Genomic DNA, 26,487 nt, shown 5'->3' on the forward strand with positions numbered 1-26,487 from the left:
TCAGTTCCTTCCCGGCCCGACGACGTCACGCGGACCAGCTGTCACCGCGAGGCGTTCTCGCGCGCGGGCGCGTGCCCAGTGCTCGGCGGCGAGCACCTCATCGACGTCGCGTGGCGCACCCTGCCAGTCGCCCGCGTCGTCGAGCACCCGAGCAATAGTGTCCACAATGGCTGTGAAGGTGGCGTCGCCTCGCAGGAACGCGGCGACGGCTTCCTCGTTGGCCGCGTTGTAGACCGCGGGCAGGCAGCCCCCGGTCTCACCCGCCGCCTGGGCCAGCCGTACGGCCGGGAATGTCTCGTGGTCGAGCGGTTCGAACGTCCACTGGCTCGCGGTGGTCCAGTCGCACGCCTTCGCGGCGCCGGGGATGCGGTCGGGCCAGCCCAGGGCCAGCGCGATCGGCAGCCGCATGTCCGGCGGGCTGGCCTGGGCCAGCGTCGACCCGTCGGTGAAGGTGACCATGGAGTGCACGATCGACTGCGGGTGCACCACCACGTCGATGCGGTCATAGGGCACATCGAAGAGCAGGTGCGCCTCGATCAGCTCCAGCGCCTTGTTCACCAGGGTCGCGGAGTTGATGGTGATGACCGGGCCCATCGCCCACGTCGGGTGCGCGAGGGCGTCGATCGCGGTGACGTCCGTCAGCTCGGCGCGGGTCTTCCCCCGAAAGGGACCACCCGATGCGGTGAGGACGAGTCGGTCGACCTCCTCGCTGCGACCGCCCCGCAACGCCTGGGCCATCGCCGAGTGCTCGGAGTCGACCGGCACGAGCTGGCCGGGCTTGGCCGCGTCCAGGACCAGCGAGCCGCCCGCGATGAGCGACTCCTTGTTGGCCAGGGCGAGGGTGGCGCCGGATTCGAGTGCCTTGAGGGTCGCGGGGAGGCCGCGGGAGCCGGTGATGGCGTTGAGGACGATGTCGGCGGGCACGGCCTCGATGAGGTCGGTGACCGCGTCCGGCCCGGCGAAGATGCGCGGCATCCGGAAGTCGCCCGAGGTGTAGCCCCGCTTCTGGGCCTCGGCGAACAGGGCGAGCTGGACGTCCTGGGCGGCCGTGGCCTTGGTGACCGCGATGGCGCCCGCCTGGAACCGCAGCGCCTGCTCGGCGAGCAGGGCCGGGTCGGAGCCGCCCGCGGCGAGGCCCGCGACGGTGAAGCGGTCGGGGTTGGCGGCCACGACGTCGAGGGCCTGCGTCCCGACCGAGCCGGTCGAGCCGAGCACCAGCAGTGAGCGCTCACGCGCAGGAGAGGGAGTCATCGGAGTCATTACGGTCCATTGTTCCCGAAGTCCGACGGTCGGACGTACGGGCGGGGCGTGATGTTGCTGTCCGTGACGCTGGTAACGCCTCTACCCCCGGCCGTCGGCCGTCAAATTAGCCCGTTCAGCTCAATCTGATCTCCGGGGCGAATACCCGGAGGTGGTTTCGGGCATCCATCCGCCAGGACCCCGCAGGACGCGGGAACCAAGCGAAGGAGTACCCGATGGGCATTCTCGGCTGGATCGTTCTAGGACTGGTCGCCGGTCTCATCGCCAAGGCCATCATGCCTGGTAACGACCCTGGTGGCGCCATCGTCACCATCCTGATCGGCATCGTCGGCGCCATTCTCGGCGGCTTCATCGGCAATGCCATCTTCGGCGGCGGCCTGGGCACGTTCTTCAACCTGCGGACGTGGCTGCTGGCCATCCTGGGCTCGCTGATCCTGCTCGGCGTGTACCGACTCGTCACGGGACGTGGTCGAGCGAGGGTGTAGCGACTCCGATCACAGTGCGGGCGCCGTGGCGACCACGGCGCCCGCACTATGTCCGGGGTATGGAAATATGACCCCCGCACGGACCGATCACCCTGGAGGAACACGTGGCGCGCACGGAGCTGGAGAAGCGGAAGGCCACCCCTGCCGCCGCGTTCAGGGTCAGCCCGCAGGAGGAGCCGTCGGCCGAGTGGGGCTGGCACGGCTCGTTCCCGCGCGGGACCGTCATCGCCGGTGTGTTCGTCGGCCTGGCGATGTTCGGGATGCTCATCGGCAACCACGGCGGCTGGACCGAGAACCTGTGGCTCATCGGCACCGGCGTGTTCCTGCTGGGCGGCGTGGGCTGGCTCGTCCACAAGCGCCGCACTTCCTGGCGCTCCTAGCCCGCGTCTTATCGACGCCGCGCGCACGCGGCGTCGGTTATCCGACCATCGCTACGCGACGGTCCTCTCCGGTCGAGGCAGCTTCGCGATCAGGTGTTTGATCGCGCGCTGCAGATCGGCCTCGTCGTGGCCGAAGTCGGTCAGGTACGAACGCAGCGCGGCCAGGATCAGCTTGAGCTCGTCGTCCTCGACTTCGATGACCTTCGTCGCCATGCCTCCACGGTAGACCCGCAGGTCACAGCCGCGCGACCACCGATTCAGTCCTTCGGGTAACGAGTCGCCCACCGGTCGTCGGCGGGCGGCCGGGGACCGAACTCGGCGAGCAGGTCCGCCGCCATCGCCTCGATGACCTCGCGCAGCTCCAACTGGGCCAGCCAGGTCGGCTCGATGGCGTCCTCGCCGTAGAGCGCGCCGACGAGGTTGCCGCACACCGCGCCCGTGGAGTCGCTGTCGCCGTCGTGGTTGACCGAGACCAGCAGGGCGGCGTTGAGGTCGTTCGTGGCCAGCGCCGCGTACACGGCGATGGACAGCGCGGTCTCCCCCACGTTGCCGCCGCCGAGGGTGCCGACCTTCTCCGGGGTGGGCGCGCCGCGGCCGGACAGGTCCACGGCCGCGTCGAGGGCCGCGGTGGTCTCCTCGTGGCCGTTCCACCGGAACAGCTGGGCCCGGCAGGCGGCCAGCGCGTCGGCCAGGGAGCCGCCGCGGACCAGGGTGTGCACCATGACCGCGAGGGCACCGGCGGGCAGGTAGCCGCTGGGGTGGCTGTGGGTGAGGGCGGCGGTCATCGCGCCGATCTCGAAGACCGCCGCCGGATCGTCGGACCACAGCGCGGCCGGGGCGGCCCGCATGACCCCGCCGCAGCCCTTCGAGTTGTTGAGGGTGTGGGTGAACGTCCCCATCTCCCCGGTCTGCCCGTACCCCTTGAGCGCGAAGAAACACGTCGCCCCCGGCGCGCGGCGCTTGAACAGCGCAGGGACACCCATGAGCCAGCCGTCCGGGGTCGCGGTCAGGTTCTTCGGCCCACGGGCCTTCTCCCACGGGACGCCCTGGGTGTGCAACCAGCGCTGGTAGGCGAGTTGGGTGCTGTAGCGGACATCGCTGGAACCCTCGCGGCGCTGCTGCGCGTGCGCGCGGATCAGGGCTTCGGCTGTGAACAGGGTCATCTGGGTGTCGTCGGTGATCCGGCCGATGCCGTCCCGCTCGGGGACCAGCCCAGTGATGCCGCCCGGCCCGAAGACCTCCCGGATCTGGTCGATCGGCTTCGACTCGATCGGCGCGCCCAGGGCGTCGGCCACCGCGCCCGCCAACAGGCTCCCCCGCCACCGGCGGGGATCAACCTGGCCCGCTGTCTCCGACTGGACCGGGTGCGCCGACTGAACAGCGGCAGGTTGCCGATCCTCCGGCTGGACCACGGTCGGCTGCAGGACATCCGGGTCCGCGGCCCCCACCGGGGCGAGGACCGCGAGGTCGGTGTGACTGAGTCTCTGATCGCCCGCCATGCGCCAGTCCCCCTGAAGATCGCCAACGGCCGCCGACTCTAGGGCAGGAGTGCGCGTCGGATTCGCCTTGGGCCACGGCCGAGGGTTGCCGCGCGAAGCAGCCATTCCAGGGGGCCGTAGCGGTGGCGCCGCACCCACCAGGCACTGACGGCCAGCTGCGCGGCATAGAGGGCGATTGTCACGCAGACCACCGCGGGGGCGGGCAGCCTGCCGATCAGCCCGAGGCCGTACCCAAGGAACACCACGCTGAGGACCGCGGACTGGGCGACGTAGTTGGTCAGCGCCAGCCTGCCCGCGGGGGCGAACACGGCAACCGCGCGGGTCTCGCACAGGCGCAGCAGCAAGGCGACGTAGCCGCCGGTGAGCAGCGGGGCGGTGAGCATGCCGACGCCGATCGCGAGGGTTTCGACCGGGCTGCCGGGATGGTAGGTCGCAACGTAGCCATAGAACGCGGCCCCGGTGAGGCCGACCGGCAGGCCCGCACGCAGCAGCCACGACCACAGGGCCCGGTGCCGCTCCGGTTCGGCGAGCACCCGTTCCCTGCCCGCGGCGAAGCCGAGCAGGAACATCGCCAGCGCGCTCGGGGCTTGGACCAGCAGCACGACCACCAGAGTGCCGGGCAGCTGCCGAAGGTGTTCGGCCACAACGGTTTCCGGCGTCCCACGGAACCCGGCGACGGAGTCGGCGACCCTGGTCGACACCGCGGCGGCGTCGACTTGGCTGTGGGTGAACAGGTCCAGTACGCCAAGCAGGGTCCACGCGGTGCCCGCGATGAGCACCAGGCCGATGGCGACGCGCACCGCCCGGGGGGAGGACAGGCCGCGCAGGGCCAGCAGCACCATGCCGAGCACGGCGTAGGCGGTGAGGATGTCGCCGTGGAACAGCAGCACGGCGTGGGCGACGCCGATCGCGGCCAGCCCGAGTTGCCTGCGGATGATCCTGGGCACGAACGCGACGTCCGCGCGGGCCGCCGAGTCGAGCTGGAGGGTGAAGCTGTAGCCGAAGAGGAAGGAGAACAGCAGGTAGAACTTGGTTTCGAACAGGGTCGAGACGATCAGCTGGATGACTGGATGGCCTGCCGGGTCGGCGATCCCGGAGGCGTAGTAGCCGGTGGCGAACGCCCAGACGTTGACGGCCAGGATGCCGAACAGGGCGAAGCCGCGCAGGGCGTCGACCCGCGCGATGCGGTGTGGTGCGGACATCTGCATGCCTCTTTCATAAACCGAGTAGTCGGTCTAATATTGGACGCGATGATCCTCCGCCGTCAACTCCCTGGTTGAATCACGACCGATGCGTACCGTGGACCCGGCCAAGCACGAGGCGCGCCGCCGCCAGATCCTGGCGGCCGCGACGCGGTGTTTCGCGCGCAAGGGTTTCGGTCAGACCCGCACCGCCGACATCTGCGCCGAGGCCGGGATGAGCTCGGGCAATCTGTTCCACTACTTCGAAAGCAAGCATGCGATCTTTGCGGCGATCGTCGAGCAGGACGGGATCGAGACCGACGCCCTGTTCGCCGAGCTGTCCACGATGGACCCGTGGGCGGCACTGACCGCGTTCTTCGACCTACTCGTCGACCTGGCCGACGACGAGTACGCCAAGCTCGCCCTGGAGATCTCCGCCGAGGCCAATCGAGACGAGCGGATCGCGGAGCTGGTCACGGCCAACGACAGGACACTGCGCGCCGGACTGGCCGCGCTGGTCGAGCGGGCCACCGCGGCGGGCCGCATCGAGCCCGGAGTGGACGCCGACACTGCCGCGACCTGGCTGACGGTGTTGGTGGACGGCCTGTTCAACCGGGTCGCGGTGGACCCATCGTTCGCACCGAAGCGCGAGCGCGAGACCCTGCGCCAAGTGGTCGCGAGGGTTCTTCAGGCGAATTAGGCCTGGCGGGTCTTCTAGCCTTCGGCGGCGAGCTGGCCGCAGGCGGCGGCGATTTCCTGGCCGCGGGTGTCACGCACGGTGCAGGCGACTCCGCCCGCGTTGACGCGGCGGACGAACTCGCGCTCGACCGGCTTCGGGGCCGCGTCCCACTTGGAGCCCGGGGTGGGGTTCAAGGGGATCACGTTGACGTGGACCAGCTGGCCCAGGTGCTTGCGCAAGCGCTTCGCCAGCAGGTCGGCGCGCCAGGGCTGGTCGTTGATGTCCTTGATCAGCGCGTATTCGATCGAGACGCGGCGGCCGGAGACGTCGGCGTAGTAGCGGGCCGCTTCCAGCACCTCGTCGACCGACCAGCGGTTGTTCACCGGGACCAGGGTGTCTCGCAGCTCGTCGTCCGGAGTGTGCAGGGACACCGCGAGGCGGACCTGCATCTTCTCGTCCGCCAGCTTGCGGATCGCGGGGGCCAGGCCGACCGTCGACACCGTCACCGACCGGTGCGAGATGCCCAGGCCCTCGGGGGCCGGGTCGCAGATGCGGTGCACGGCCTCGACGACGCGCTTGTAGTTGGCGAGGGGTTCGCCCATGCCCATGAAGACGATGTTGGACAGCCGTCCTGGTCCGCCGGGCAGCTCGCCGTCGCGCATGGCGGCGGCGCCCATGCGGACCTGGTCGACGATCTCCGCGGTCGACAGGTTGCGGGTCAGGCCCGCCTGGCCGGTGGCGCAGAACGGGCAGGCCATGCCGCAGCCCGCCTGGCTGGAGATGCACAGGGTGGCGCGGCCGGGGTAGCGCATGAGAACGCTCTCGATGAGCGTTCCGTCGTGGGCGCGCAGCAGGGTCTTGCGGGTGGTTCCCTCGTCGCAGGTGATCTTGCGGACGACGGTGAACAGGGTGGGCATCAGCTCGCCGACCAGCTTGTCGCGGCTGGTGGCGGGGATGTCGGTCATCGCGTCCGGGTCGACCGTGAGCCTGCCGAAGTAGTGGTTCGCCAGCTGGGTCGCGCGGAACGGCTTCTCCCCCAGCTCGGCCACGGCGGCACGGCGCTCGTCGGGGCTGAGGTCGACCAGGTGCCTCGGCGGAAGACCGCGACGAGGTGCGTCGAAAACAAGAGGGAGGGAAGTCATAACCCGCCCATTGTCTCATGCTGGACAGCCGCGTCCTCCCGACGGCTCGGCGCCCCGATATTCCTCGGTGGGGGCGCCTTGGGCGGCGCCCCCACGAGAAACATCACCAGCCGAGCGGGATCACCTCGGCCGCGGAGGTCCACGGACCCCGGTTGCCCGCCTCACTGAGTGCCCGCAGGCGCACATAGCGGGCCGGGGTGGGCCAGCAGCGGACGGTCTTCGACGTGGCGTCGTCGGCGAAGGTGCCTGCCGACACCGCGCTGCCCCAGGTAGTCCCGTCTGTGCTCGCGTACACCTCGTACCGGCCGATGCGGCCATTGGCGGCGCCGTCCTGGCGGGGCACGTAGGTCAGCCCCGTCAGCGTGCGGGACGTGCCCAGGTCCAGGACGATCTCGTGCGGCAGCGGGTCCGAGCCGCCGCTCCACTTGGTGTGCCAGATCGTGGTGGTCCTGCGGTCGACGGCGTTGGCGGCGGCTCCGTTCTCACCGACCGTCTCCTGGCTGGAGTACGACCGGACGACCGCCGACAGCGAGCCTGAGCCCATCACCGGGTCGCTGGTGGTTTCCGCGCCGGTCTCCATGTGCCCCGCGAAGCGCCGGGTGAAGCCGTCGGTGGTGTCGGCCGTGGCGGTCAGGTCGTACCAGCCGTTCATGCCGTTGCCGGTGCTGAACCAGTCCTCGGCGGTGGCCCCGGGGTTGACGACGTAGGTCCACGGCCCGCCGCCGCGGTTGTTCGTCCGGACGGTGACCACGCATGCCTTCGTGCCCGCGTTGGTCATGGTGAGGTAGACCCGCCCCTCGGCGGGCGAGTAGCGCAGGGTCACCTCCGGGTTGGCGTTGCCCGTGGTGGTCGCGGTGACCCGGTTCCCGGCGAAGCGGCGGATGAAGCCGTTGGGGCCGTGGACGTTCAGGTCGTAGCTGCCTGCCGGGGTGCCCGACTGCCAGTAGTCCGCCAGCGTCTTGCCCGCCTCGACGGTGTAGCGCCATGGTCCGTCGGTGCGGAAAGCGTTTGCGTAGACATAGAAGTGGGCGCCCGCGGTGCCGGTGTTGGCGAAGTCGATCCAGAACCTGTCGGCGGCGACCCGTCCGGAGGCGTTCAGGACGTAGGGCAGTGGCCGCGCGGTGCGCACGCCTGCCTCGTGGATCGGGAACGTCTGCACGGCGGGCGGCGCCGGGTTGGTGCCCTTGGGTCCGGAGGTGAGCACGGGCGCGGGCAACACCGGGTAGGTGGTGTTCGGCGCCGACGTGTCCAGAGTGGACGTCAGGTCACCGCAGACCGCGCGCCGCCACGGGGAGATGTTCGGCTCGTTGATCCCGGTCCACTTCTCCAGGAATCGCACGACCGAAGTGTGGTCGAAGACCTCCGAACACACCTTGCCGCCTCGGCTCCACGGCGAGATGACCATCATCGGCACCCGCATGCCCAGGCCGATCGGCTCGCTGCCGACAAGTTCGTCGGTGGTGGCCACGGTGCTGCGGCCATCGGCGTCGCCGACCGGCGGGGCGGGTGGCGGCATGTGGTCGAAGAACCCGCCTTCCTCGTCGTACATCAGCAGGAAGACCGTCTTGTTCCACACCTCCGGCTTCGACGCGATGGCGTCCAGGGTGCGCTTGACCAGGTCCGCCCCGGTGTTGGGCCCCCAGTACGGGTGCTCGGTCTGGTCCTCCGGCGCGACGATCCAGGACACCGCGGGCAGCTTGCCCGCGTCGATGTCGGCCTTGAATGTCGGCACGAGCTGGTGCGGTCGCACGCGGTGCAGGGCGCGGTCGTAGAGGCTCCGCTCGGCGGCGGTCAGCGTGTTCACGCCCAGAGCGAGGTCGGCGAGCAGCTTCTGCTGGTCGGTCGTCGAGGCCTTGGCCACGGCGTAGTAGAAGAACTCCAGCTTGGTGTATGGGTTGCCGTTGGCGTCCCTGGTCTTCGCCAATGCCTTGCGCCCGACGGCCATGAGGCTGATGAAGTAGTCCAGCGAGTTGTCACCGTAGTTGTCCCACTCCTGGTAGACCTTCCAGGTCTTCCCCGCCGCCTGCAGGCGCTCCGCGTAGGTGGTCCAGGAGTAGCCGATGTGGCTCGCGTTGTTCCAGGAGGCGTTGCCGGTGGCGCGGGTGGTGCCGTTCGGCTCGTACCCGATCTTTCCGGTGAACAGGTACATCCGGTTCGGGTTCGTCGGGCCCATTTCCGAGCAGTGGTAGGCGTCGCAGACGGTGAAGGCGTCGGCCAACTGGTGGTAGAACGGCAGCGCGGAACGGGTGTGGTAGGTCAGCGACAGGTTCCCCTTGTTCGCATACCACTGGTCGTGCCTGCCCTTGTTCCACGCGCCATGGCCGTCACCCCAGTTGTGGTTGACATCGGCCAGGAACTGATCGCCCACCTCGTAGGGCAGCAACTCACCGGTCCCTTTGGGCTGGTAGAAGACCGATTTGCCGTTGGGCAGCCGGATCGCGGCCGGGTCGGCGAATCCGCGCACACCCTTGAGCGTGCCCAGATAGTGGTCGAATGAGCGGTTCTCTTGCATGAAAATCACGACGTGCTCGATGACTTCGAGCCCGCCGGTGGGTGCTTCCGCGGCGAGCGCGACGCGCACGCTTTCCGGTAGCAACGCGAAAGCGGCCGCCGACCCGGCAGCCGCTTTCAACACGGTACGTCGCTTCATTTTCTCTCCTTGGCAGGGGCGGAGACAAACGCGATCTACTTCACGGCGCCCGCGGTCAGGCCCGAACGCCAGAAGCGCTGCAGCAGAATGAAAGCGATGATGAGCGGGATGACGGAGACCGCCGCACCGGTGACAGTCAGCCCGTAGTTCGACGTCGTGCGCAGGCTGTCCCAGTACGTGAGGCCGACGGTGATCGGCCACAGTTCGTCGTCCTGCAGCATCACCATCGGCAGCAGCAGGTTGTTCCAGATCTCGACGAGCTGGAAGAGGAACACCGTGACCAGCGCCGGGGACATGACTCGAAGCGACACGGTGAAGAAGATCCTCGTGTCGCTCGCGCCATCGATGCGGCCTGCCTCGATCAGCTCGTCGGGCACTGAGGCCGCGGCGTAAACGCGGCACAGGTAGACCCCGAACGGGGAAACGATACTGGGCAGGAAGACGGCCCAGAAAGTGTTCACCATGTCCAACTTGGCGAACATGAGGTAAAGCGGAAGTGCCAGCATCACCTTGGGCACCAGCACCGCGGCGATGATCACACCGAACACCGCTTCCTTGCCGCGGAACTGGTACTTGGCGAGGACGTACCCGGCCGCGGCGGAGATCAGCGTGCTCACGACGGCGCCGACACCCGCGTAGAGAATGGTGTTTCCCACCCAGGTGAGGAACACGCCGTCGTCGGCCTTGAACAGGTTCGTCAGGTTCGTCCACAGCTGGATGTCGGCGAACCAGAAACCGTTGGTGGAGAACAGCTGCCCGGTGCTCTTGGTGGACGAGACCAGCAGCCACCACAGGGGCAGCAGGAAGTACACACTCAGGACGAACAGGAACGCGGTACCGAGGACCTGTCCCTTGGTGAAAGTCTTGGCGCCCTTGCGCGTGGTGGTCGGGGTCGCCATCAGACTGCCTTCCTGCGGGCGAAGCGGAGGATCAGGAACGACACCAGGAACGTCCCCAGTGCGAGCACGACCGACACGGCCGCGGCGAAGTTGTAGTCGCTGTTCTCCAGACCGGCCGTCTGCGCGAGCATCAGCGGGGTGTACTTGGAGTCGATGGCGGGCGCGATGTGCTTGACGATGGCAGGCTCGTTGTAGAGCTGCAGGGTGCCGATCACCGACATCACGGCGGTCAACGTGATCGCGGGGCGCACCAGCGGAATCTTGATCCGCCAGGCGATCTGCCAGCCGGTGGCGCCGTCAAGGCGCGCGGCCTCGTAGATGTCCTCGGGCAGGGCTTGCAGCGCCGAGTAGATGATCAGCATGTTGTAGCCGGTCCACGCCCAGGTCACGATGTTGGCCAGCGACCACAGCACCGTGTCGCTGCCGGTGAAGTCGATGGACAGCCCCACCAGCGCGAACAGCTTCTGGTACGGGCTCGACCCCGGCGAGTAGAGGAACGACCAGAGCAGCGCGGACACCACGACCGGCAGCGCGAACGGGATGAAGTAGGCGATCCGGAAGAAACCGGGGAACTTGACCACAGTGGAATCGAGCAGCAGGGCCAACAACAGGGCCAGGCCCAGCATCACCGGGACCTGGACGGCGCCGAAGAGCAGCACCCGGCCGATGGCGCTGAGGAACGCGTCGTCGGAGAAGACCCTGGCGAAGTTGTCCAGGCCGGCGAACTCGGTGGTGCTCGGGCCAAGGCCCAGGCCGGACCGCTTGACCGTGTAGAGGCTCTCCACCATCGCGTAACCGATGGGCGCCAGGTACATGGCGACGAACAGCAGTCCGAAGGGGACCAGGAAGCCCACGACGAACTTCCGGTGCGACACCGGCTTACGCCGTTTCGCGCCTGCTGCCTTGACGGGCGTCGGGGGCGCGGCGGTGGCTTTCCGCGGGGCGACGGTGGGCACGGCGGACCTTCCTTTGTCCTTTGTCGAGAGTGGGCGGAATCCGCCCGGACGGCCCGCCCCCGCATCGGGCAGGCCGTCCGGGCGGCGCGGGATCACCCGCCCGCGACCGAGAGGCCCTTCTGCTTGATCGCGCCGACGGTCTTGTCCTGCACGGCCTTCAGCGCGTCGGGCAGGCTGCCCGTGCCGGTGACGGCCTTGCCCGCGGCGTCGCCGAAGTCGGTGCTGACCTGGGTCATCGTCGGGCCCCAGCGCCAGCCGGTGTCGGTGTTGTTGGCGGCTTCCTTGAAGGCGGCGCCGAGGTTCTGGCCGGAGAAGTACTCCGACGGGGCGTTGAGCTCGGGAAGGTCGAGCAGCGACTTGGCCGCCGGGTACAGGCCCGCCTTCTCGATCAGGATCTTGTAGGCGGCCGGGTCGGTGCTCATCCACACCGCGAAGTCCCACGCCTGCTTGGGGTCCTTGCAGCCCTTGAGCACCGCGGTGGACGAGCCGCCCGCGTTGCCCGCCTTCTTCTCGCCCGCGGTCCACTGCGGCATCGGGGCCACGCCCCACTTGCCCTTGCCGTCGGGGGCGTTGTCCTTGATCAGCGCGGACGCCCAGGAGGCACCGACGTAGCTGGCGACCTTGCCGCTGTTGACGTCGGCGTTCCACTCCTTGTCGAAGCCCGGCTCGGGCTTGACCAGCTTCTCGGCGAGCAGCCGCTGCCAGTACTCGGCGACCTTGGCGGTGTCGCCGCCGGCGACGTCGACCTTCCAGCTCTCACCCTGGGTGCCGAACCACTCGGCGCCGTTCTGCCAGGCGTAGCCGGCGAAGGTGTAGAGGTCGGCGCTGTCGAAGGAGGTGATGAAGTAGCTCGGGTCGGCGGCGTGGATCTTCTTGGCGGCCTGCTCGTACTCGTCCCAAGTGGTCGGGACCGCGACGCCGAACTTCTCGAAGACGTCCTTGCGGTAGTAGAGCACCATCGGGCCGGTGTCGACCGGGGCGGCGAAGACGGCCTTGCCCACCTGCACCTGGTTCCAGGTCCAGTCGACGAACTTGCCGCCGTCGCCCGCGGCGTGCGTGCCGACGTCGGCCAGGGCGCCCTCGACGACGAAGGTCGGCAGCGTCTCCAGCCCGACCTGGGCCAGGCACGGCGCGGAGCCGCCCTTCACCGCGTTGAGCATCTGCTGGTAGCCGCCCTTGGAGCCGGACGGCGTCTTGTTGAACTTGACCTTCACGTCGGTGTGCGTGGAGTTGAAGAGGTCGGCGGCTTCCTGGTAACCGGGCGCCCAGCCCCAGAACTCCACGGTGACGGGTCCTGCGGAGAGGGGGGCGTTGTCGGAGTCGGGCGAGCCCGCGCACGCGGTGACGCCGAGGGCGACCGACGCGGCGGCGGCCAGTGCCGCGAACCGCTTGGACACATCTGGGAACACGGGGAACCTCCGGGCGATCGGCGACGCTTGGCGCGCGAACCTGTTAGATATTGGAGGATTCTGAGCGTAATCGAACATCGAGTCAACAGTTTCGCGCAACATCCCGGTCACGGTCTCTTCATCGACCCCCAGAGACGGCGACGGACCCGCGGAAGTAGACCATTCCACGGGTCCGGAACCGGGCGCGTTATCCCCCGCACGGGTCAGACCTGGTGCACCGAGATGCCTGCCGACTGAAAGGCCGTGATCACGTCAGCGGGCGCGCCTGAGTCCGTGACCAGCGCGTTGATGCCGGAAAGCGGGCAGATGCGGGTGAAGGCGTGCCTGCCGAGCTTCGAGCTGTCGGCGACCACCACGACCTTGGTCGCCCGCTGGACCATCAATGCGTTGATGCTCGCCTCACCCTCGTGGTGGGCGTAGGCCCCGGTGTCCGGGTCGAAGGCGTCGACGCCGAGGAACAGGATGTCCAGTCCGATGTCACCGAGCACGCGGGTGGCGAGCGGGCCGGTCAGCTCGAAGGACTGCGGACGCGCCACACCCCCGGTGACGACCAGCTTGATGTTCTGCCGGACCGCGAGTTCATTGGCGATGTTGAGCGCGTTGGTCACCACGGTCAGCGTCCGGCCGTCGCTGGTGCGAGCGAGATCACCGCGGGTGGCGAGGGCGCGCGCGACCTCGGTCGTGGTCGTGCCGCCGTTGAGTCCGACCACGTCGCCCTGCGCGACCAAGGTGGCGGCGCAGTGCGCGATCTTGGATTTCTCCGGCGCGCGCCTGCCCGACTTGTAGCGCAGCGGCAGTTCGTAGCTCACGTTGTTGACCACGGCGCCGCCCCGCGTCCTGGTGAGCAGCTGCTGCTCGGCGAGGTGGTCGAGGTCGCGGCGAATGGTCGCCGCGGAGACGGTCAGCCCGGCCGCCAAGTCCTCGATCTCGACCCGGCCCCGCTGGCCGAGCAGCTCGAGCATCGCGCTCAGACGCTCATGCCGGTCCATGTCCACCTCCGTAGGTCGCGAGGGTGCGCGATCCATCCTGTTCGGTATCGGGCAGGCCCGCGCATGATTCCGCAGACACCCGACGGAGCACCAGGTTCTCATCACTGCACAAACATGCGCAAAACTGTTTGAAATGCGCACCTTTTGTGTAGGATCGAGCACGCACTCAGCAGTCAATCAGAGGAGGTCACGTGGGACTGTCCGCTTCCGCCGAGGAAACCAGCAGCCAGCCGGAGTGCTGGATCCGTGCCGCGGACGCCGTCGCGGAGTACCAGCCGGTGCTGCCGCGCGAGGGCGAGCGGGTGGCCGTGACCGGCTGTGGAACCTCCTGGTTCGTGGCGATGGCCTACGCCTCGCTGCGCGAGGGCGCGGGCCACGGCACCACCGACGCCTTCGCCGCCTCGGAGTTCCCGGTCGGCCGCACCGACTACGACCGGGTCATCGTGATCACCCGCTCGGGCACCACCACCGAGGTGCTGACCTTGCTGGAGGCCCTGCGCGGTCGCACGACCACGGTCGCGATCACGGCGACCGAGGGCTCGCCGGTCACGAAGGTGGCCGACCACGCGATCGAGCTGCCGTTCATCGACGAGCGCTCGGTCGTGCAGACCCGGTCCGCGACGTCGGTGCTCGCGCTGCTGCGCGCCTCCCTCGGCGAGGACCTGACCCAGGCCGTCGCCGACGCGCGCGAAGCGCTCACCCGACCGCTGGGCGACCTGCCCGCCGCCGACCAGATCACCTTCCTCGGCCAGGGCTGGACCATCGGCCTGGCGCACGAGGCCGCGCTCAAGCTGCGTGAGGCCGCGCAGCTGTGGACCGAGTCGTACCCGGCGATGGAGTACCGGCACGGTCCGGTCAGCATCGCCGAGCCCGGGAGGCTGACGTGGGTGTTCGGCCCGGCCCCCGAGGGCCTGCCCGAGGACGTCGCGGCGACCGGCGCCACCTTCGTCACCGACGACCTCGACCCGATGGCGCAGCTGGTGCTCGCGCACCGGCTCGCGCTCGCCATCGCCGAACGCAAGGGGCTCGACCCGGACAGCCCGCGCAACCTCACCCGGTCGGTGATCCTCGCCGCCACAGGCCAGTGAGCGCCGGTGCGGCTAGCGTCATTCCGGTGAGCTTGGTCGCCGCCGTCGACATCGGCGGCACAACCATCAAGGCGGCGCTGGTCGACGGCGACCTTCGGGTCCGCCACACCCTGCGCCGCCCGACCCCGTACGGCGCCGACGCCGTGCTCGACGCGGTCACCAAGGTGCTCGCGGAGCTGGATCAGCTGGCCGACGCCCCGGTCGCGGCGGCGGGTGTGGTGTTTCCCGGACTGGTCGACGAGACCGCGCGGATCGCCCGGTTCTCGGTGAACCTGGGCTGGCGCGACCTGGACCTCGCCGACCTCGCCGACCGCACCGGCAGGCCCACCGCCATCGGCCACGACGTGCGCGCCGGCGCCCTGGCCGAGTGGCGGCTCGGGGCCGCCAAGGGCTACCAGGACGTCGCCTTCGTCCCGGTCGGCACCGGCGTCTCCGCGGCGTTCATCGCCGACGGCGCGATGGTCGTCGCGGGCGGCTACGCCGGGGAGATCGGCCACCTGGTCGTCGAACCGGATGGCGAGCCGTGCCCCTGCGGGGGCCGCGGCTGCCTGGAGACAGTGGGGTCGGCGAGCGCGCTCGCCCGCCGCTACAGCGCCCTGACCGGCGAAGACGTGTCCGCCGCGCTGGAGGTCCTCGACCGGATGCGCGCCGGGGACGTGGTCGCCGCGCAGGTCTGGAACCAAGGTGTCGACGCCCTCGCCGACACCTTGGCCACCGTGGTGACCGTGCTCGCGCCGGAGGTCGTCGTCATCGGCGGCGGGCTTTCCGGCGCGGGCCCGGCCCTGTTCGACCCGCTGCGCGCGCGACTCGGCGCGCGGCTGACCTTCCAGCGCGTGCCCACGGTGGTCGCGGCCGCGCTCGGCGACCAGGCGGCCTGCCTCGGCGCCGCCCTGCTCGCCCTGGACCACCTGCAGACCCGGAGCGGTGAATGACGACCGAAGTGCTGAGCGGCGGGCGGATCCTCACCGCCACCGGTTGGCTGGACCGCGGCTGGATCGCGGTCCGGGAGGGGCGCGTGGAAGCGCTCGGCGACGGATCGCCGCCCCCGGGCGACACCATCGAACTCGGCGGCGACCCGGTGGTGCCGGGGTTCGTCGACCTGCACGTCCACGGCGGCGGCGGCGCGTCCTTCCAGGACCCCGCCCAAGCCCAGGCCGCCCGCGACTTCCACCTCGGCCACGGCACGACCACGATCCTGGCCAGCCTGGTGACCGCACCGATCGACGAGCTGGTCGCCGCGACGGCCGGGCTGGCTCCGCTCGCGCGCGCCGGGGTGATCGCGGGTATCCACCTGGAAGGCCCGTTCCTGGCCTCCTCCCATTGCGGCGCCCACGACCCGGCGCTGCTGATCGACCCTGATCCCGACCTGCTCGAAACGCTGCTCGACGCGGGTGCGGGCACCGTCCGGGTGGTCACGATCGCCCCCGAGCGGCCCGGCGCGATCGCCGCGATCGCGCTGCTCACCGCACGCGGTGTGGTGGCGGCGATCGGACACACGGGCGCGGACCTCGCGCGGACCCGGACCGCGATCGACGCGGGCGCCCGGCTCGCCACACACCTGTTCAACGGCATGCCCGCGATGGGCCACCGCGATCCCGGTCCCGTGCTCGCCCTCCTCGACGACGACCGGGTGACCGTCGAGCTGATCAACGACGGCGTCCATCTGCACCCGGACCTGGTCGCGCATGTGCTGCGCACCAAGAAGTCCACCGCGCTGATCACGGACGCGATCTCGGCGACCGGCATGGGCGACGGCGAGGTCCGGCTCTCCGGGCTCGATGTCCGGGTCGAGTCGGGCGTGGCCCGGCTGGCCAACGGCGGTTCCCTCGCGGGCAGCACCCTGACCATGGACGCCGCCGTGCGCAACGCGGTCGACTCCGGTATCCCGCTGGCCGACGCCGTGCGCGCCGCGAGCGCCACCCCGGCGGCGGTGCTCGGGCTCGACCGAATCGGCACTCTCGCCCCCGGCATGGACGCGGACCTGGTGGTGCTCGACGCCCGACTGGGGGTGCGCCGAGTGCTGGCCAAGGGAAGGTGGGTCCGGTGATCGTCACCGTCACCGCGAACGCCGCCCTCGACGTCACCTACGTGGTGCCCGCGCTACTGCCCAACGGCAGCCACCGGGTGACGTCGGTCAGCAGCCGGGCGGGCGGCAAGGGCATCAATGTGGCCCGAGTGCTTGCCCGCCAAGGTATCCCAGTGATCGCGACCGGGCTGGTGGGCGGTCCGACCGGCGGCCTGCTGGACCGCGACCTGGCCGCCGCGCACGTCGAGTTCCACCCGTTCGAGGTCGCCGCCGAGTCTCGGCGCACCGTCACTGTCGTCGCCGACGGCGACGCCACCGTCTTCAACGAGCCGGGCGAGACGGTCACCGCCGCCGAGTGGGCCGGTTTCCGCGGTCACTTCGCCGGACTGCTCGCCGACGCCCGGCTCGTGGTGCTCTCCGGCAGCCTGCCGCCGGGGCTGGGCGTCGACGCCTACGCCGACCTGGTCGGCATCGCCCGCGAGCACGGCTGCCGCACCATCCTCGACACCAGCGGCGACCCGCTGCTGGCGGGCATCGCGGCGGGCGCGGACGTGGTGAAGCCGAACGCGGTCGAGTTGTTCGAGGCCACCGGTGAATCCGACCCGGTGGCGGCCGCGCAGGCACTGCGGCGGGCGGGCGCGGGCGCGGTGGTGGCCTCGCTCGGCCCCGACGGGATGGTCGCGGTCACCGCCGACGGCTGCTGGCGGGCCCGGCCCGGGCGGCGGATCAGCGGCAACCCGACCGGGGCCGGTGACGCGGGCGTCGCGGCGCTCGCGGCGGGCCTGGTGGCCGGAAACCCTTGGCCGGACTTGATTCGCGAGGCGGTGGCGTGGTCCGCGGCGGCGGTCGCCGCGCCCCTCGCGGGAGATATCGACGAGGGCACGCGCGACGAGCTGCGTGCCGGGGTGAACGTGGAGGAACTCGATGCCGCTAGTCGGAACTGACCAGATCGTGGGGCCCGCCCGGGCGGCGGGCCGCGGGGTGGGCGCGTTCAACGTGATCCACCTGGAGCACGCCGAGGCGCTGGTCGAAGGCGCGTCCGCGGCGGGTGCGCCGGTGATTCTGCAGATCAGCGAGAACTGCGTGCGCTACCACGGCGCGCTGGAGCCGATCGGCGTCGCGACCCTCGCGGTGGCGCGGGCGGCGGACGTGCCGGTGGCCGTGCACCTCGACCACGCGGAGTCGGTGGACCTGGTCCACGAGGCGGTCCGGCTGGGCTTCTCGTCGGTCATGTACGACGGCTCCACTTTGGACTACGCGGCGAATGTGGCCCGCACCAAGGAGGTCGTCGAGCACTGCCACCGCCACGGGGTGTGGGTGGAGGCCGAACTGGGCGAGGTGGGCGGCAAGGACGGGGTACACGCGCCTGGGGTGCGGACGAATCCGGGCGAGGCGGTGGAGTTCGTCGAGGCGACCGGGGTCGACGCGCTGGCGGTCGCCGTCGGGTCGTCGCACGCGATGCTGACCAGGGACGCGTCTTTGGACTTCGCTCTGATCGCGGCCCTGCGGGAGGCGGTGCCGGTGCCGCTGGTGCTGCACGGTTCGTCCGGTGTCGCCGACCCGGATCTCGCCGAGGCCGTGCGCTCGGGGATGACGAAGGTCAACATCGCTACCCAGCTGAGCAAGGTCTTCACCGAGGCCGTGCGCGCCTACCTGGCCGAGCACACGACCACTGTGGACAGTCGGAAGTATGTCGCCGCGGGCCGTGCCGCGGTGGGCAAGGAAGCGGCGCGGCTGCTTGAGGTTCTCGCAGCACGCTGACCGCGCGATCCCGGCGGGTGCGGCCTCCTCGACCGCACCCGCCGGGCCCTGCGCGTGGGGGCGTCGCACGCGATGCCACCCCAGGGACTCCGCACCAGAGCAAGAAACAGCGCGGTCGCCCAAGATCCTCGGCACCCGCAGACAGCGCGATCCCGGCGGATGCGGCCTCCTCGACCGCACCCGCCGGGACCGGCTCACTCTCCGTCGAGCCGCAACCCGGACGCGGCGTCGAACACGTGTAGGCGCTCGACGTCGGGGACGAGAGTGATGCGTTCTCCGCGCATCGCGCGGGACATGCCTTCGGTCCGCACCGCGATCGGCTCGTGGTCGGGGGCGCCATCCGGGCGGCAGTAAAGGAATCCGTCGCTGCCGAGCTCCTCCACGACCTCGATGGTCACCGCCATCCCCCGCGAACCCTGGGCGCCGACGCGCCAGTTCTCCGGACGCACGCCGACGACCACCTCGGGGCTGGTCAGGTCGCGGAGCTGGGCACGGGACAGCGGCACCCGCTGCCCGCCGAACACCGCGTCGCCGTTGTCCACTGTGGCCGAGAGCAGGTTCATCGCGGGCGAGCCGATGAACCCGGCGACGAACAGGTTGGCGGGCCGGGAGAACAGGGCGATCGGGGTGTCGCACTGCTGCAGCTCCCCGTCCTTGAGCACCGCGACCCGGTCGCCCATCGTCATCGCCTCGACCTGGTCGTGGGTGACATAGAGGGTGGTGACGTCGAGCCGCCGCTGCAGGGTGGCGATCTGGGTGCGGGTCTGCACGCGCAGCTTGGCGTCGAGGTTCGACAGCGGCTCGTCCATCAGGAAGACCTGCGGCCTGCGCACGATCGCGCGGCCCATCGCGACCCGCTGGCGCTGACCGCCGGAGAGCTTGGCGGGCTTGCGGTCCAGGTACTTCTCCAGGTCGAGCAGCTTGGCCGCCTCCAGCACGCGGCGCTCCCGCTCGACCTTCTCCACCTTGCTGATGCGCAGGTGGAAGCCGATGTTCTCGGCCACGGTCATGTGCGGGTAGAGCGCGTAGCTCTGGAACACCATGGCGATGTCGCGGTCCTTCGGCGGCAGCGAGGTGACGTCGCGGTCGCCGATCCAGATCTCGCCGTCGTCCACCGGCTCCAGCCCGGCGAGCATCCGCAGGGTGGTCGACTTGCCACAGCCCGACGGACCGACCAGGACGAGCAGCTCCCCTTGTTCGATCTTCAGGTCGAGTTCCGCGAGGGCGGGACGCTCCACGCCGGGATAGCGGCGCGTGACACCGCGGTACGAAACACCGGCCATGAGGGGCTCCAAAGGTAAGAGTGCAAGAACATGCGAAATTCTATGGCGTTACAACCATAAGTCAACAGTTGTGAACAGCTTTGTGTACGCTGTCGCCAGTTCCCCGGTCCGGACGGAGGGTCGCCATGTCCTTCATCACCAGCGAGATCGCCAGCCAGCCCGAGTGCTGGAGCCGAGCGGTCGACTTGGCCGCCGATCTGGCGCGCGTGCTGCCGCAGTCCGGTGAGCGCGTCGCCGTGGTCGGCTGCGGCACCTCGCGGTTCATCGCGGAGTCCTACGCGGCTCTGCGCGAACAGCGCGGACACGGCCGGACCGACGCCTTCGCGGCGTCGGAGTTCCCGGAGGCCCGCACGTACGACACGGTCATCGCGCTGACCCGCTCGGGCGCGACCAGCGAGGTCGTCGACCTGCTGCGCGCTCTGCCACCCCGCACCCGGACGGTCGCGGTCACCGCGGATCCGGATTCGCCGGTGTCCCGCTTCGCCGACGACGTCATCCCGCTCGCCTTCGCCGACGAGCGCGCGCTGGTGCAGACCCGGTTCGCCACCACGACCCTGGCGCTGCTGCGGGCCGGGCTCGGCGAGGACCTCGGACCGGCCATCACGGACCTGAGCGAGGCGATCACGCTGCCGCTCCCGCCGGACGTCGTCCACGCCGCCCAGTTCACCTTCCTCGGTCGCGGCTGGACTGTCGGGCTCGCGCACGAGGCCGCGCTGAAGCTGCGCGAGGAGTCCGCGGCCTGGAGTGAGTCCTACCCGGCGATGGAGTACCGGCACGGCCCGATCAGCGTGACCGAACTCGGCCGCGTGGTCTGGATGATCGGCGAGCTTCCCGCCGGACTCGGCGACGAGATCACCGCCGCGGGCGGCACCCTGGTCACCTCGAACCTCGACCCGATGGCCGACCTGGTCCTCACCCAGCGGCTGGCCTCGGCGATCGCGGAGGTCCACGGGCTCGACCCGGACCACCCCCGCAACCTGACCAGGTCGGTCATCCTCCCGCAGCCCGTCTGACCGTTTAGGACACCCATGAGCGACTCCCCCCGGTTCGTTGTCGGCAGCAAGGACTTCCTGTTCGACGGCGAACCGATCCGACTGCTCTCCGGCGCCCTGCACTACTTCCGCGTGCACCCGGACCAGTGGGCCGACCGCCTCGCCGCCGCGCGGGCGATGGGGCTGAACACGGTGGAGACCTACCTGCCGTGGAACCTGCACGAGCCCGAGCCGGGCAGGCACGACTTCAGCGGCGGCCTCGACGTCGAGCGGTTCGTCGCCCTGGCCGAGGAAGCCGGGCTGTTCGTGCTGCTGCGGCCCGGCCCGTACATCTGCGCGGAGTGGGAACTCGGCGGTCTGCCCTGGTGGCTGCTGCGGGACCCGGACATGCGACTGCGCAGCTCCTACCAGCCGTTCCTCGACGCGGTCGACGCCTGGTTCGACGTGCTGATCCCCAAGCTGCTGCCGATGCTGACCACCCGCGGCGGGCCCGCGCTGATGGTGCAGGTGGAGAACGAGTTCGGCTCCTACGGCGCGGACCCCGACTACCTGACGCACCTTCGGGACGTCCTACTGCGCCGCGGTGTCGACGTGCCGCTGTTCACCTCGGACGGCCCGGAGGAGCACATGCTCACCAACGGCCTCGTCGACGGCGTGCTCGGCACCGTGAACTTCGGCTCGCGCGCGGAGGAGGCGTTCAAGGCGTTCCGCGGGCACCGACCCGACGGCCCGCTGATGTGCATGGAGTTCTGGTGCGGCTGGTTCGACCACTGGGGCGAGCGCCACCACGAGCGCGACCCGCTGGACGCGGGGGCGACCCTGGACGACATCCTGGCCGCGGGCGCGTCGGTGAACTTCTACATGTGGCACGGCGGCACCAACTTCGGCTACCTCAACGGCGCCAACCACGGTGCCGGGTTCGAGCCGACCATCACCTCCTACGACTACGACGCGCCGCTGAGCGAGTGGGGCGCGCCGACACCGAAGTTCGAGGCGTTCCGCGAGGTGATCGCCAAGCATCTGGGAGAACCCCTCACCGAGGACCCGCCCGCCGTGCGCCTGGCCGGATTCGGCGACGTGCGGCTCACCGAGAGCGCCGCCGTTCTGCGCAACCTGGTGTCGGTGGGCCGGTTCGACCAGCCGCCCACCGTCGAGGAAGCCGGGATCGGACACGGGTTCGCCGTCTACCGCGCGAGCCTTCCCGCTGGAGCGACGACCTTGCGGCTCCCCGTCGTGCACGACCGCGCGCAGGTGCTTGTGGACGGCGTGGAGGTCGGGGTGCTGGAGCGCGACGGCGAGGGCGACACGGTGGCACTGCCGCCGGGGGGCGCGCTGGTGGAGATCCTGCTGGAGAACCAGGGCCGGGTGAACTACGGCCCGCACCTGCACGACCGCAAGGGCCTGCTCGGCGGCGTGCTGGTCGACGGCGTCGCGCTGACCGGCTGGGAAGTCCTGCGCCTGACCGAGGTCGGCAAGATCCACTTTGGACAGCAGACCGGTGGGCCCGTGTACCGGCGCGGCGTGCTGCGGGTGGACGAGCCCGCGGACACCTTCGTCGACCTGCCCGGGTTCACCAAGGGCGTGGTGTGGGTCAACGGCTTCAACCTGGGCCGCTACTGGGACCGCGGCCCGCAGACCCGGCTCTACGTGCCGAAGCCGGTACTGGTCGAAGGAGCCAATGAGGTCGTGGTGCTGGACCTTCATCCCGGAGACAGCGACACTGTCCGCTTCATGGCCGAACCCGCGCTGGGCGAACCGGACGTCTTCCGGGGCTCACTGGGCTGATTTTCTGCGCGAAGTTGGTCTTGGTCGACTTAATTCGAGCACTTTTTTGCAGCCGAGCTCTTGACGTGGACAAAGTGAGTTAGAACACTAGCTGAACTAACTCTCCTACCCCCTGCAGGAGTGCGCATGCGTGCCCAAGTCCCGCTGACGCTTGCCTTGATAGCCGGTTCCTTATCCCTCCCCGTCGTGACCGCCGCCGCCGAGGGCGCGGCGGTCACCATCACCTCGCCCGCCCTGTCCGTCAGCGTCGACGACAGCTTCCCCCGCGTGATCAGCTACACCGACCGCACGAGCAGCGCCGTACTGCACGGCAACGAGGACGTCCTCACCCAGATCCGGGTCAACGGCATCACCTACACCCCGACCGTCACCTCGACCGTCGCGACCGACCGAGTCGACTACAAGCTCTCGTTCTCCGGCGTCACCATCGACGCCCGGCTCTCGGTGAGCGGGTCCGTCGTGCAGTTCGCGGTGACCGGCATCAGCGACACCGCCTCTCTGCGGGTGTCCACTTTGGCCATTCCGGGCCACAACCTGGTTTCCGTGCGCAGCAGCCAGACCGGCGCCGCGCTCGCCACGGCGCGGATGAACACCGCGACCACCGGCACCGGCGACACGTTCACCGCGATCACCTCGTCGACGCCCGCCGACACCGCGCCCACCGGGGCGATGTTCGCCGTGGCCAACACCTCGACGCTCGGCGCCGCGATCGTGTCGAACTCCTACTACGACAACCTTTCCGACACCGACCCCAACGCCGACGAGAACGGGCGGCTGCAGAAGCAGGTCGTGGCGAAGACGGGCTACCGCCGGGCCGGGCTGTGGAGCGGCGACTGGCTCTACCGGCCCGCGGGCGCGGCGCTGACCGACACCGAGCCGCTGCCCTACGCGAAGGTCGCGATCACCCGCGACCGCAACGGTGACAGCGTGGTCGACTGGCAGGACGCCGCCGTCGCCGCCCGCGACATCTGGACGGCGCCGCAGGGCTGGGAGCACACCGCGGACCGCGTGGTGCAGCGCATCCCGTTCAACTTCGCCTCCCAGGCCACGCACCCGTTCCCGCAGACCCTCGACGAGACCAAGCGGGTCGCCAGGGCCACCGACGGGCTCGGACAGTTCGTGCTGCTCAAGGGCTACGGCTCCGAAGGCCACGACTCCGCGCACATGGACTACGGCTACGTCGGCCCGAAGATGGGTGGCGCCGCCGAGTTGCGCGCGCTGACCGAAGCCGCCGAGGGCCTCAACGCCGACATCGGCGTGCACGTCAACGCCACCGAGGAGTACGCGGTGTCGAGCACGTTCAACCCGGCAATGCACGACGGCAGGCTGGGCTGGGACTGGCTGGACCAGTCGTACATGGTGGACACCCGCCGCGACGGCCAGTCCGGCGACCGGCTCGCCCGACTCAACCAGCTGAAGACCACCGTGCCCGGGCTGGACTTCCTCTACGTGGACGTCTGGTGGGAGGACGGCTACCTCTCCCGCAAGCTGGCGCGTGACATCAACGGGCTCGGCTGGCAGATGGCGACCGAGTTCCCGGACAAGCTGATCGACAACACCGTGTGGACGCACTGGTCGGCCGACGTGAACTACGGCGGCACCAACTACAAGGGGATCAACTCCCAGCTCGCCCGGTTCATCGGCAACCACACCCGCGACGACTGGATCGTCCGGCACCCGCTGCTCGGCGGCGCGGAACTCGAGGCGTACGAGGGCTGGCAGGGCAAGAAGGACTTCAACGCCTTCCTGCGCACCACTTTCGGGACGAACCTGCCAACGAAGTACCTGCAGAACGCGCCGATCACCAAGTGGACCACCGACACGGTGGCGCTGGCCAACGGCGTCAGCGTGACCAACGCGGGCGGCACGAAGGTCATCCGCGACAACGGCCGGGAAATGCTGCGCGGCAACGCCTATCTCCTCCCCCGCGACAACAAGCTCTACCACTGGAACGGCTCCGGCGGCAGCACGACGTGGACCCTGCCCGCGGGCTGGACCGCGCCGAAGCTCTACCAGCTCACCGACGGCGGGCGCGTGCTCGTCGGCGACCTGGCCGTCACCGGCGGGCAGGTCTCGCTGAACGCCTCCGCGAACACCGCCTACGTCGTCTACAACGGCGCGGCGCCTGCCCAGGGCGACGCGGGCTGGGGCCAGGGCACGCCGGTGAAGGACCCGGGCTTCTACGCCGGGAACCTGTCGGCGTGGTCGGTCACCGGGACGGGCGCCTCGGTCACCCGCAACGGATCCGGCCAGAACGAGCTGACCGTCGGGGCGAACGCCACGCCGACGGTGTCCCAGCAGCTCACCGGGCTGACCGCGGGCACGTACTCGGCGTCGGTGTGGGTATCGACTCCCGCGGGCCGCAAGGCCACGCTGAGCGTGACTCCCACCGGCGGGACAGCCGCGTCGGTGTACGCCGACTGGTCCGGGGTCACCCAGGCCGCGGGGGGCAGTGAGAAGAACGGCACGACGATGCAGCGGATGAAGGTCCTCTTCGACGTCCCCGCCGGGCAGACCACCGCCACCCTGGCGCTCTCGACCGCGACCGGCTCGGGCACCGTGATCTTCGACGACGTGCGCGTGGTCCGATCGGGACGCACGCCCTTGAACGGGCACTACTTCGTCGAGGACTTCGAGAACGTCGACGCGGGCTGGGGCCCGTTCGTGGTCGGCGGCGGTTCGCAGAACGACCCGCGCACCCACATCGCCCAGCGCAACGCGCCGTACACCCAGGCGGGCTGGAACGGCAAGCTGGTCGACGACGTGATCACCGGCGAGAACTCCCTGAAGGCGCACGAGGAACGGCAGCGGCTGATCTACCAGACGGTGCCGCAGACGCTGCGGTTCACCGAGGGCAGGCAGTACAAGGTGACGGCCAACTACCAGGCCGGGTTCGGCAACGAGTACGCCTTCGTCACCGGCTCGGGCGCCTCGGAGACCAGCTCCACGAACTTCGCCCAGGCGCGGACGACCACGGTGTTCAGCAAGACGTTCACCGCGGGCCCCAACGCCTGGATCGGTGTCCGCAAGCTGACCCCGGAGAACTCGAACAACGAGGCCGACCTGATCCTCGACGACCTGGTGGTCGACGACCTCGGCCCCGGCTCCGGCGGCGACGTAGTGCGGGTGCCGCAGTCCGGGATGTCGGTGTCCTATGTGGACTCGCAGGAGACCACGGGCGAGAACGGCGCCGCGGCGAACGTGTTGGACGGCAACTCGAGCACCATCTGGCACACCAAGTGGTCCGGTGGTTCGGACCCGATGCCGCACGAGATCCGGGTGGACCTCGGCGCGACCTACAACGTGTCCACTGTGTACTACCTGCCGCGACAGACCCAGAGCAACGGGCGGATCGCGAACTACGAGGTGTACACCTCGACCGACGGGGTGAACTGGGGAACGGCGGCGGCGACCGGCACGTTCCAGAACACCACGACGGAGCAGGCGGTCACCTTCACCGCCCGGCAGGCCCGGCACGTGCGGCTGCGCGCGCTGTCGGAGGTCGGCGGCAACCCGTGGACCGCGGTGGCCGAGCTGAACGTCGGATACAAGGCGGCGTCAAGGATCCCGCAGTCGGGGATCACGATCGAGTCGGTGTCCAGTGCGGACACCGCGACCAACGGCGGCGCCGCCAACGTGCTCGACGGCGTGGCGGACACGCTGTGGCACACCGCGTGGTCGCAGGTCGACCCGGACGCGGCGTACCCACACGAGCTCGTGCTCGACCTCGGCCGGTCGTACTCGGTGTCGTGCCTGCACCACCTGCCCAGGCAGAGTGGGGTCAACGGCAAAGTCGCGGGTTACGAGGTCTACGTTTCCGCGGACGGCACGACGTGGGGCACGGCGGTGAAGACCGGGACGTTCGCCAACACGACGGCCGAGTCCGATGCCTGCTTCACGGCGAAACCGGGGCGGTACGTCAAGTTCCGCGCCACCTCGGAGCAGGCGGGCGGGCCTTGGGCGTCGGTCGCCGAGCTGAACGTCACCGGGGTGTAGGAAAGTAGTGGGATCGACCAAGGGGGA

General features: G+C 69.9%; 22 protein-coding genes. 11 read left to right on the forward strand and 11 right to left on the reverse strand.

Features of this window, described 5'->3' with window-relative positions; all coding sequences use genetic code 11:
* Positions 1–1,260: a 1-deoxy-D-xylulose-5-phosphate reductoisomerase gene (gene dxr, locus C8E96_RS00120; RefSeq protein WP_091371007.1), complete on the reverse strand. Its 1,260-nt coding sequence runs from the start codon at positions 1,258–1,260 to the stop codon at positions 1–3.
* A gap of 215 nt (positions 1,261–1,475) precedes the next feature.
* Between dxr and C8E96_RS00125 the strand changes: the two genes are divergently transcribed.
* Positions 1,476–1,745: a GlsB/YeaQ/YmgE family stress response membrane protein gene (locus C8E96_RS00125; RefSeq protein ID WP_091371006.1), complete on the forward strand. Its 270-nt coding sequence runs from the start codon at positions 1,476–1,478 to the stop codon at positions 1,743–1,745.
* A 104-nt stretch (positions 1,746–1,849) separates the two neighbouring features.
* The gene (locus C8E96_RS00130) at positions 1,850–2,125 is read left to right on the forward strand and encodes a DUF2631 domain-containing protein (RefSeq protein ID WP_091371005.1); all 276 of its coding nucleotides are present in this window, start codon (positions 1,850–1,852) and stop codon (positions 2,123–2,125) included.
* A 51-nt stretch (positions 2,126–2,176) separates the two neighbouring features.
* Here the strand turns inward: C8E96_RS00130 and C8E96_RS33025 are convergent, their stop codons facing one another.
* Genes C8E96_RS33025 through C8E96_RS00140 form a run of 3 tightly spaced genes read right to left on the reverse strand, consistent with a single transcriptional unit; the run spans position 2,177 to position 4,826 of the window.
* On the reverse strand, positions 2,177–2,338 hold the full coding sequence (locus C8E96_RS33025) for a hypothetical protein (RefSeq protein ID WP_166657836.1): 162 nt from the start codon (positions 2,336–2,338) through the stop codon (positions 2,177–2,179).
* Positions 2,339–2,382: 44 nt separating this feature from the next.
* Positions 2,383–3,624: an ADP-ribosylglycohydrolase family protein gene (locus C8E96_RS00135; protein WP_228769706.1), complete on the reverse strand. Its 1,242-nt coding sequence runs from the start codon at positions 3,622–3,624 to the stop codon at positions 2,383–2,385.
* Positions 3,625–3,662: 38 nt separating this feature from the next.
* Entirely contained in the window at positions 3,663–4,826 is a 1,164-nt protein-coding gene (locus tag C8E96_RS00140; protein WP_091371428.1) for a DUF418 domain-containing protein, read from the reverse strand.
* An 88-nt stretch (positions 4,827–4,914) separates the two neighbouring features.
* On the opposite strand from C8E96_RS00140, the gene C8E96_RS00145 reads away from it, so the two are divergent.
* Entirely contained in the window at positions 4,915–5,505 is a 591-nt protein-coding gene (locus C8E96_RS00145) for a TetR/AcrR family transcriptional regulator (protein ID WP_091371003.1), read from the forward strand.
* Positions 5,506–5,519: 14 nt separating this feature from the next.
* Here the strand turns inward: C8E96_RS00145 and rlmN are convergent, their stop codons facing one another.
* The 6 genes from rlmN to C8E96_RS00175 all read right to left on the reverse strand — a co-directional run bounded on the left by rlmN (position 5,520) and on the right by C8E96_RS00175 (position 13,529).
* Positions 5,520–6,626, reverse strand: coding sequence for a 23S rRNA (adenine(2503)-C(2))-methyltransferase RlmN (gene rlmN / locus C8E96_RS00150; protein WP_091371002.1), 1,107 nt, complete (start codon positions 6,624–6,626; stop codon positions 5,520–5,522).
* Positions 6,627–6,729: 103 nt separating this feature from the next.
* On the reverse strand, positions 6,730–9,276 hold the full coding sequence (locus tag C8E96_RS00155; RefSeq protein WP_091371001.1) for a phosphocholine-specific phospholipase C: 2,547 nt from the start codon (positions 9,274–9,276) through the stop codon (positions 6,730–6,732).
* Positions 9,277–9,311: 35 nt separating this feature from the next.
* Positions 9,312–10,175, reverse strand: a complete 864-nt coding sequence (locus tag C8E96_RS00160) for a carbohydrate ABC transporter permease (protein WP_091370999.1) — start codon at positions 10,173–10,175, stop codon at positions 9,312–9,314.
* On the reverse strand, positions 10,175–11,131 hold the full coding sequence (locus tag C8E96_RS00165) for a carbohydrate ABC transporter permease (protein WP_228769705.1): 957 nt from the start codon (positions 11,129–11,131) through the stop codon (positions 10,175–10,177). Before C8E96_RS00165 ends, C8E96_RS00160 begins: the two co-directional genes overlap by 1 nt.
* Before the next feature lie 92 nt (positions 11,132–11,223).
* Entirely contained in the window at positions 11,224–12,540 is a 1,317-nt protein-coding gene (locus tag C8E96_RS00170; protein ID WP_228769704.1) for an ABC transporter substrate-binding protein, read from the reverse strand.
* Positions 12,541–12,743: 203 nt separating this feature from the next.
* The gene (locus C8E96_RS00175; RefSeq protein ID WP_091370996.1) at positions 12,744–13,529 is read right to left on the reverse strand and encodes a DeoR/GlpR family DNA-binding transcription regulator; all 786 of its coding nucleotides are present in this window, start codon (positions 13,527–13,529) and stop codon (positions 12,744–12,746) included.
* Between the two features lie 197 nt (positions 13,530–13,726).
* Between C8E96_RS00175 and C8E96_RS00180 the strand changes: the two genes are divergently transcribed.
* The 5 genes from C8E96_RS00180 to C8E96_RS00200 are packed head-to-tail and all read left to right on the forward strand — an operon-like array spanning position 13,727 to position 18,404.
* A complete protein-coding gene (locus tag C8E96_RS00180; protein WP_091371421.1) occupies positions 13,727–14,617 on the forward strand; it encodes an SIS domain-containing protein in 891 nt (296 codons plus the stop codon).
* Between the two features lie 26 nt (positions 14,618–14,643).
* On the forward strand, positions 14,644–15,549 hold the full coding sequence (locus C8E96_RS00185) for an ROK family protein (RefSeq protein ID WP_091370993.1): 906 nt from the start codon (positions 14,644–14,646) through the stop codon (positions 15,547–15,549).
* Positions 15,546–16,664, forward strand: coding sequence for an N-acetylglucosamine-6-phosphate deacetylase (gene nagA, locus C8E96_RS00190; RefSeq protein ID WP_091370991.1), 1,119 nt, complete (start codon positions 15,546–15,548; stop codon positions 16,662–16,664). Before C8E96_RS00185 ends, nagA begins: the two co-directional genes overlap by 4 nt.
* Entirely contained in the window at positions 16,661–17,587 is a 927-nt protein-coding gene (locus C8E96_RS00195; RefSeq protein WP_091370989.1) for a 1-phosphofructokinase family hexose kinase, read from the forward strand. The genes nagA and C8E96_RS00195 overlap by 4 nt, the downstream gene beginning before the upstream one ends.
* Positions 17,568–18,404 carry a class II fructose-bisphosphate aldolase gene (locus C8E96_RS00200; RefSeq protein WP_091370987.1) on the forward strand — a complete coding sequence of 279 codons (837 nt, stop codon included), beginning with the start codon at positions 17,568–17,570 and terminating at the stop codon, positions 18,402–18,404. Before C8E96_RS00195 ends, C8E96_RS00200 begins: the two co-directional genes overlap by 20 nt.
* A 194-nt stretch (positions 18,405–18,598) precedes the next feature.
* Here the strand turns inward: C8E96_RS00200 and C8E96_RS00205 are convergent, their stop codons facing one another.
* Positions 18,599–19,687 (reverse strand): ABC transporter ATP-binding protein, encoded by a 1,089-nt coding sequence (locus tag C8E96_RS00205; protein WP_091370984.1) that lies wholly within the window; start codon positions 19,685–19,687, stop codon positions 18,599–18,601.
* Positions 19,688–19,812: 125 nt separating this feature from the next.
* Between C8E96_RS00205 and C8E96_RS00210 the strand changes: the two genes are divergently transcribed.
* From C8E96_RS00210 to C8E96_RS00220, 3 genes are all read left to right on the forward strand, one after another.
* A complete protein-coding gene (locus tag C8E96_RS00210; protein ID WP_091370981.1) occupies positions 19,813–20,700 on the forward strand; it encodes an SIS domain-containing protein in 888 nt (295 codons plus the stop codon).
* 15 nt (positions 20,701–20,715) lie between these two features.
* Positions 20,716–22,464 carry a glycoside hydrolase family 35 protein gene (locus C8E96_RS00215; RefSeq protein ID WP_091370979.1) on the forward strand — a complete coding sequence of 583 codons (1,749 nt, stop codon included), beginning with the start codon at positions 20,716–20,718 and terminating at the stop codon, positions 22,462–22,464.
* Between the two features lie 126 nt (positions 22,465–22,590).
* Positions 22,591–26,460: an endo-alpha-N-acetylgalactosaminidase family protein gene (locus tag C8E96_RS00220; protein ID WP_091370977.1), complete on the forward strand. Its 3,870-nt coding sequence runs from the start codon at positions 22,591–22,593 to the stop codon at positions 26,458–26,460.
* Positions 26,461–26,487 lie beyond the last annotated feature (27 nt).

Source organism: Actinokineospora alba (assembly GCF_004362515.1).
GTDB classification, from domain to species: domain Bacteria; phylum Actinomycetota; class Actinomycetes; order Mycobacteriales; family Pseudonocardiaceae; genus Actinokineospora; species Actinokineospora alba.

Coding starts and splice junctions, on each gene's coding strand:
- dxr (WP_091371007.1), bottom strand. CDS start 1,260: ATGACTCCGATGACTCCCTCTCCTGCGCGTGAGCGCTCACTGCTGGTG.
- C8E96_RS00125 (WP_091371006.1), top strand. CDS start 1,476: ATGGGCATTCTCGGCTGGATCGTTCTAGGACTGGTCGCCGGTCTCATC.
- C8E96_RS33025 (WP_166657836.1), bottom strand. CDS start 2,338: ATGGCGACGAAGGTCATCGAAGTCGAGGACGACGAGCTCAAGCTGATC.
- C8E96_RS00135 (WP_228769706.1), bottom strand. CDS start 3,624: ATGGCGGGCGATCAGAGACTCAGTCACACCGACCTCGCGGTCCTCGCC.
- C8E96_RS00140 (WP_091371428.1), bottom strand. CDS start 4,826: ATGTCCGCACCACACCGCATCGCGCGGGTCGACGCCCTGCGCGGCTTC.
- C8E96_RS00145 (WP_091371003.1), top strand. CDS start 4,915: ATGCGTACCGTGGACCCGGCCAAGCACGAGGCGCGCCGCCGCCAGATC.
- rlmN (WP_091371002.1), bottom strand. CDS start 6,626: ATGACTTCCCTCCCTCTTGTTTTCGACGCACCTCGTCGCGGTCTTCCG.
- C8E96_RS00155 (WP_091371001.1), bottom strand. CDS start 9,276: ATGAAGCGACGTACCGTGTTGAAAGCGGCTGCCGGGTCGGCGGCCGCT.
- C8E96_RS00160 (WP_091370999.1), bottom strand. CDS start 10,175: ATGGCGACCCCGACCACCACGCGCAAGGGCGCCAAGACTTTCACCAAG.
- C8E96_RS00175 (WP_091370996.1), bottom strand. CDS start 13,529: ATGGACCGGCATGAGCGTCTGAGCGCGATGCTCGAGCTGCTCGGCCAG.
- nagA (WP_091370991.1), top strand. CDS start 15,546: ATGACGACCGAAGTGCTGAGCGGCGGGCGGATCCTCACCGCCACCGGT.
- C8E96_RS00200 (WP_091370987.1), top strand. CDS start 17,568: ATGCCGCTAGTCGGAACTGACCAGATCGTGGGGCCCGCCCGGGCGGCG.
- C8E96_RS00205 (WP_091370984.1), bottom strand. CDS start 19,687: ATGGCCGGTGTTTCGTACCGCGGTGTCACGCGCCGCTATCCCGGCGTG.
- C8E96_RS00210 (WP_091370981.1), top strand. CDS start 19,813: ATGTCCTTCATCACCAGCGAGATCGCCAGCCAGCCCGAGTGCTGGAGC.
- C8E96_RS00215 (WP_091370979.1), top strand. CDS start 20,716: ATGAGCGACTCCCCCCGGTTCGTTGTCGGCAGCAAGGACTTCCTGTTC.
- C8E96_RS00220 (WP_091370977.1), top strand. CDS start 22,591: ATGCGTGCCCAAGTCCCGCTGACGCTTGCCTTGATAGCCGGTTCCTTA.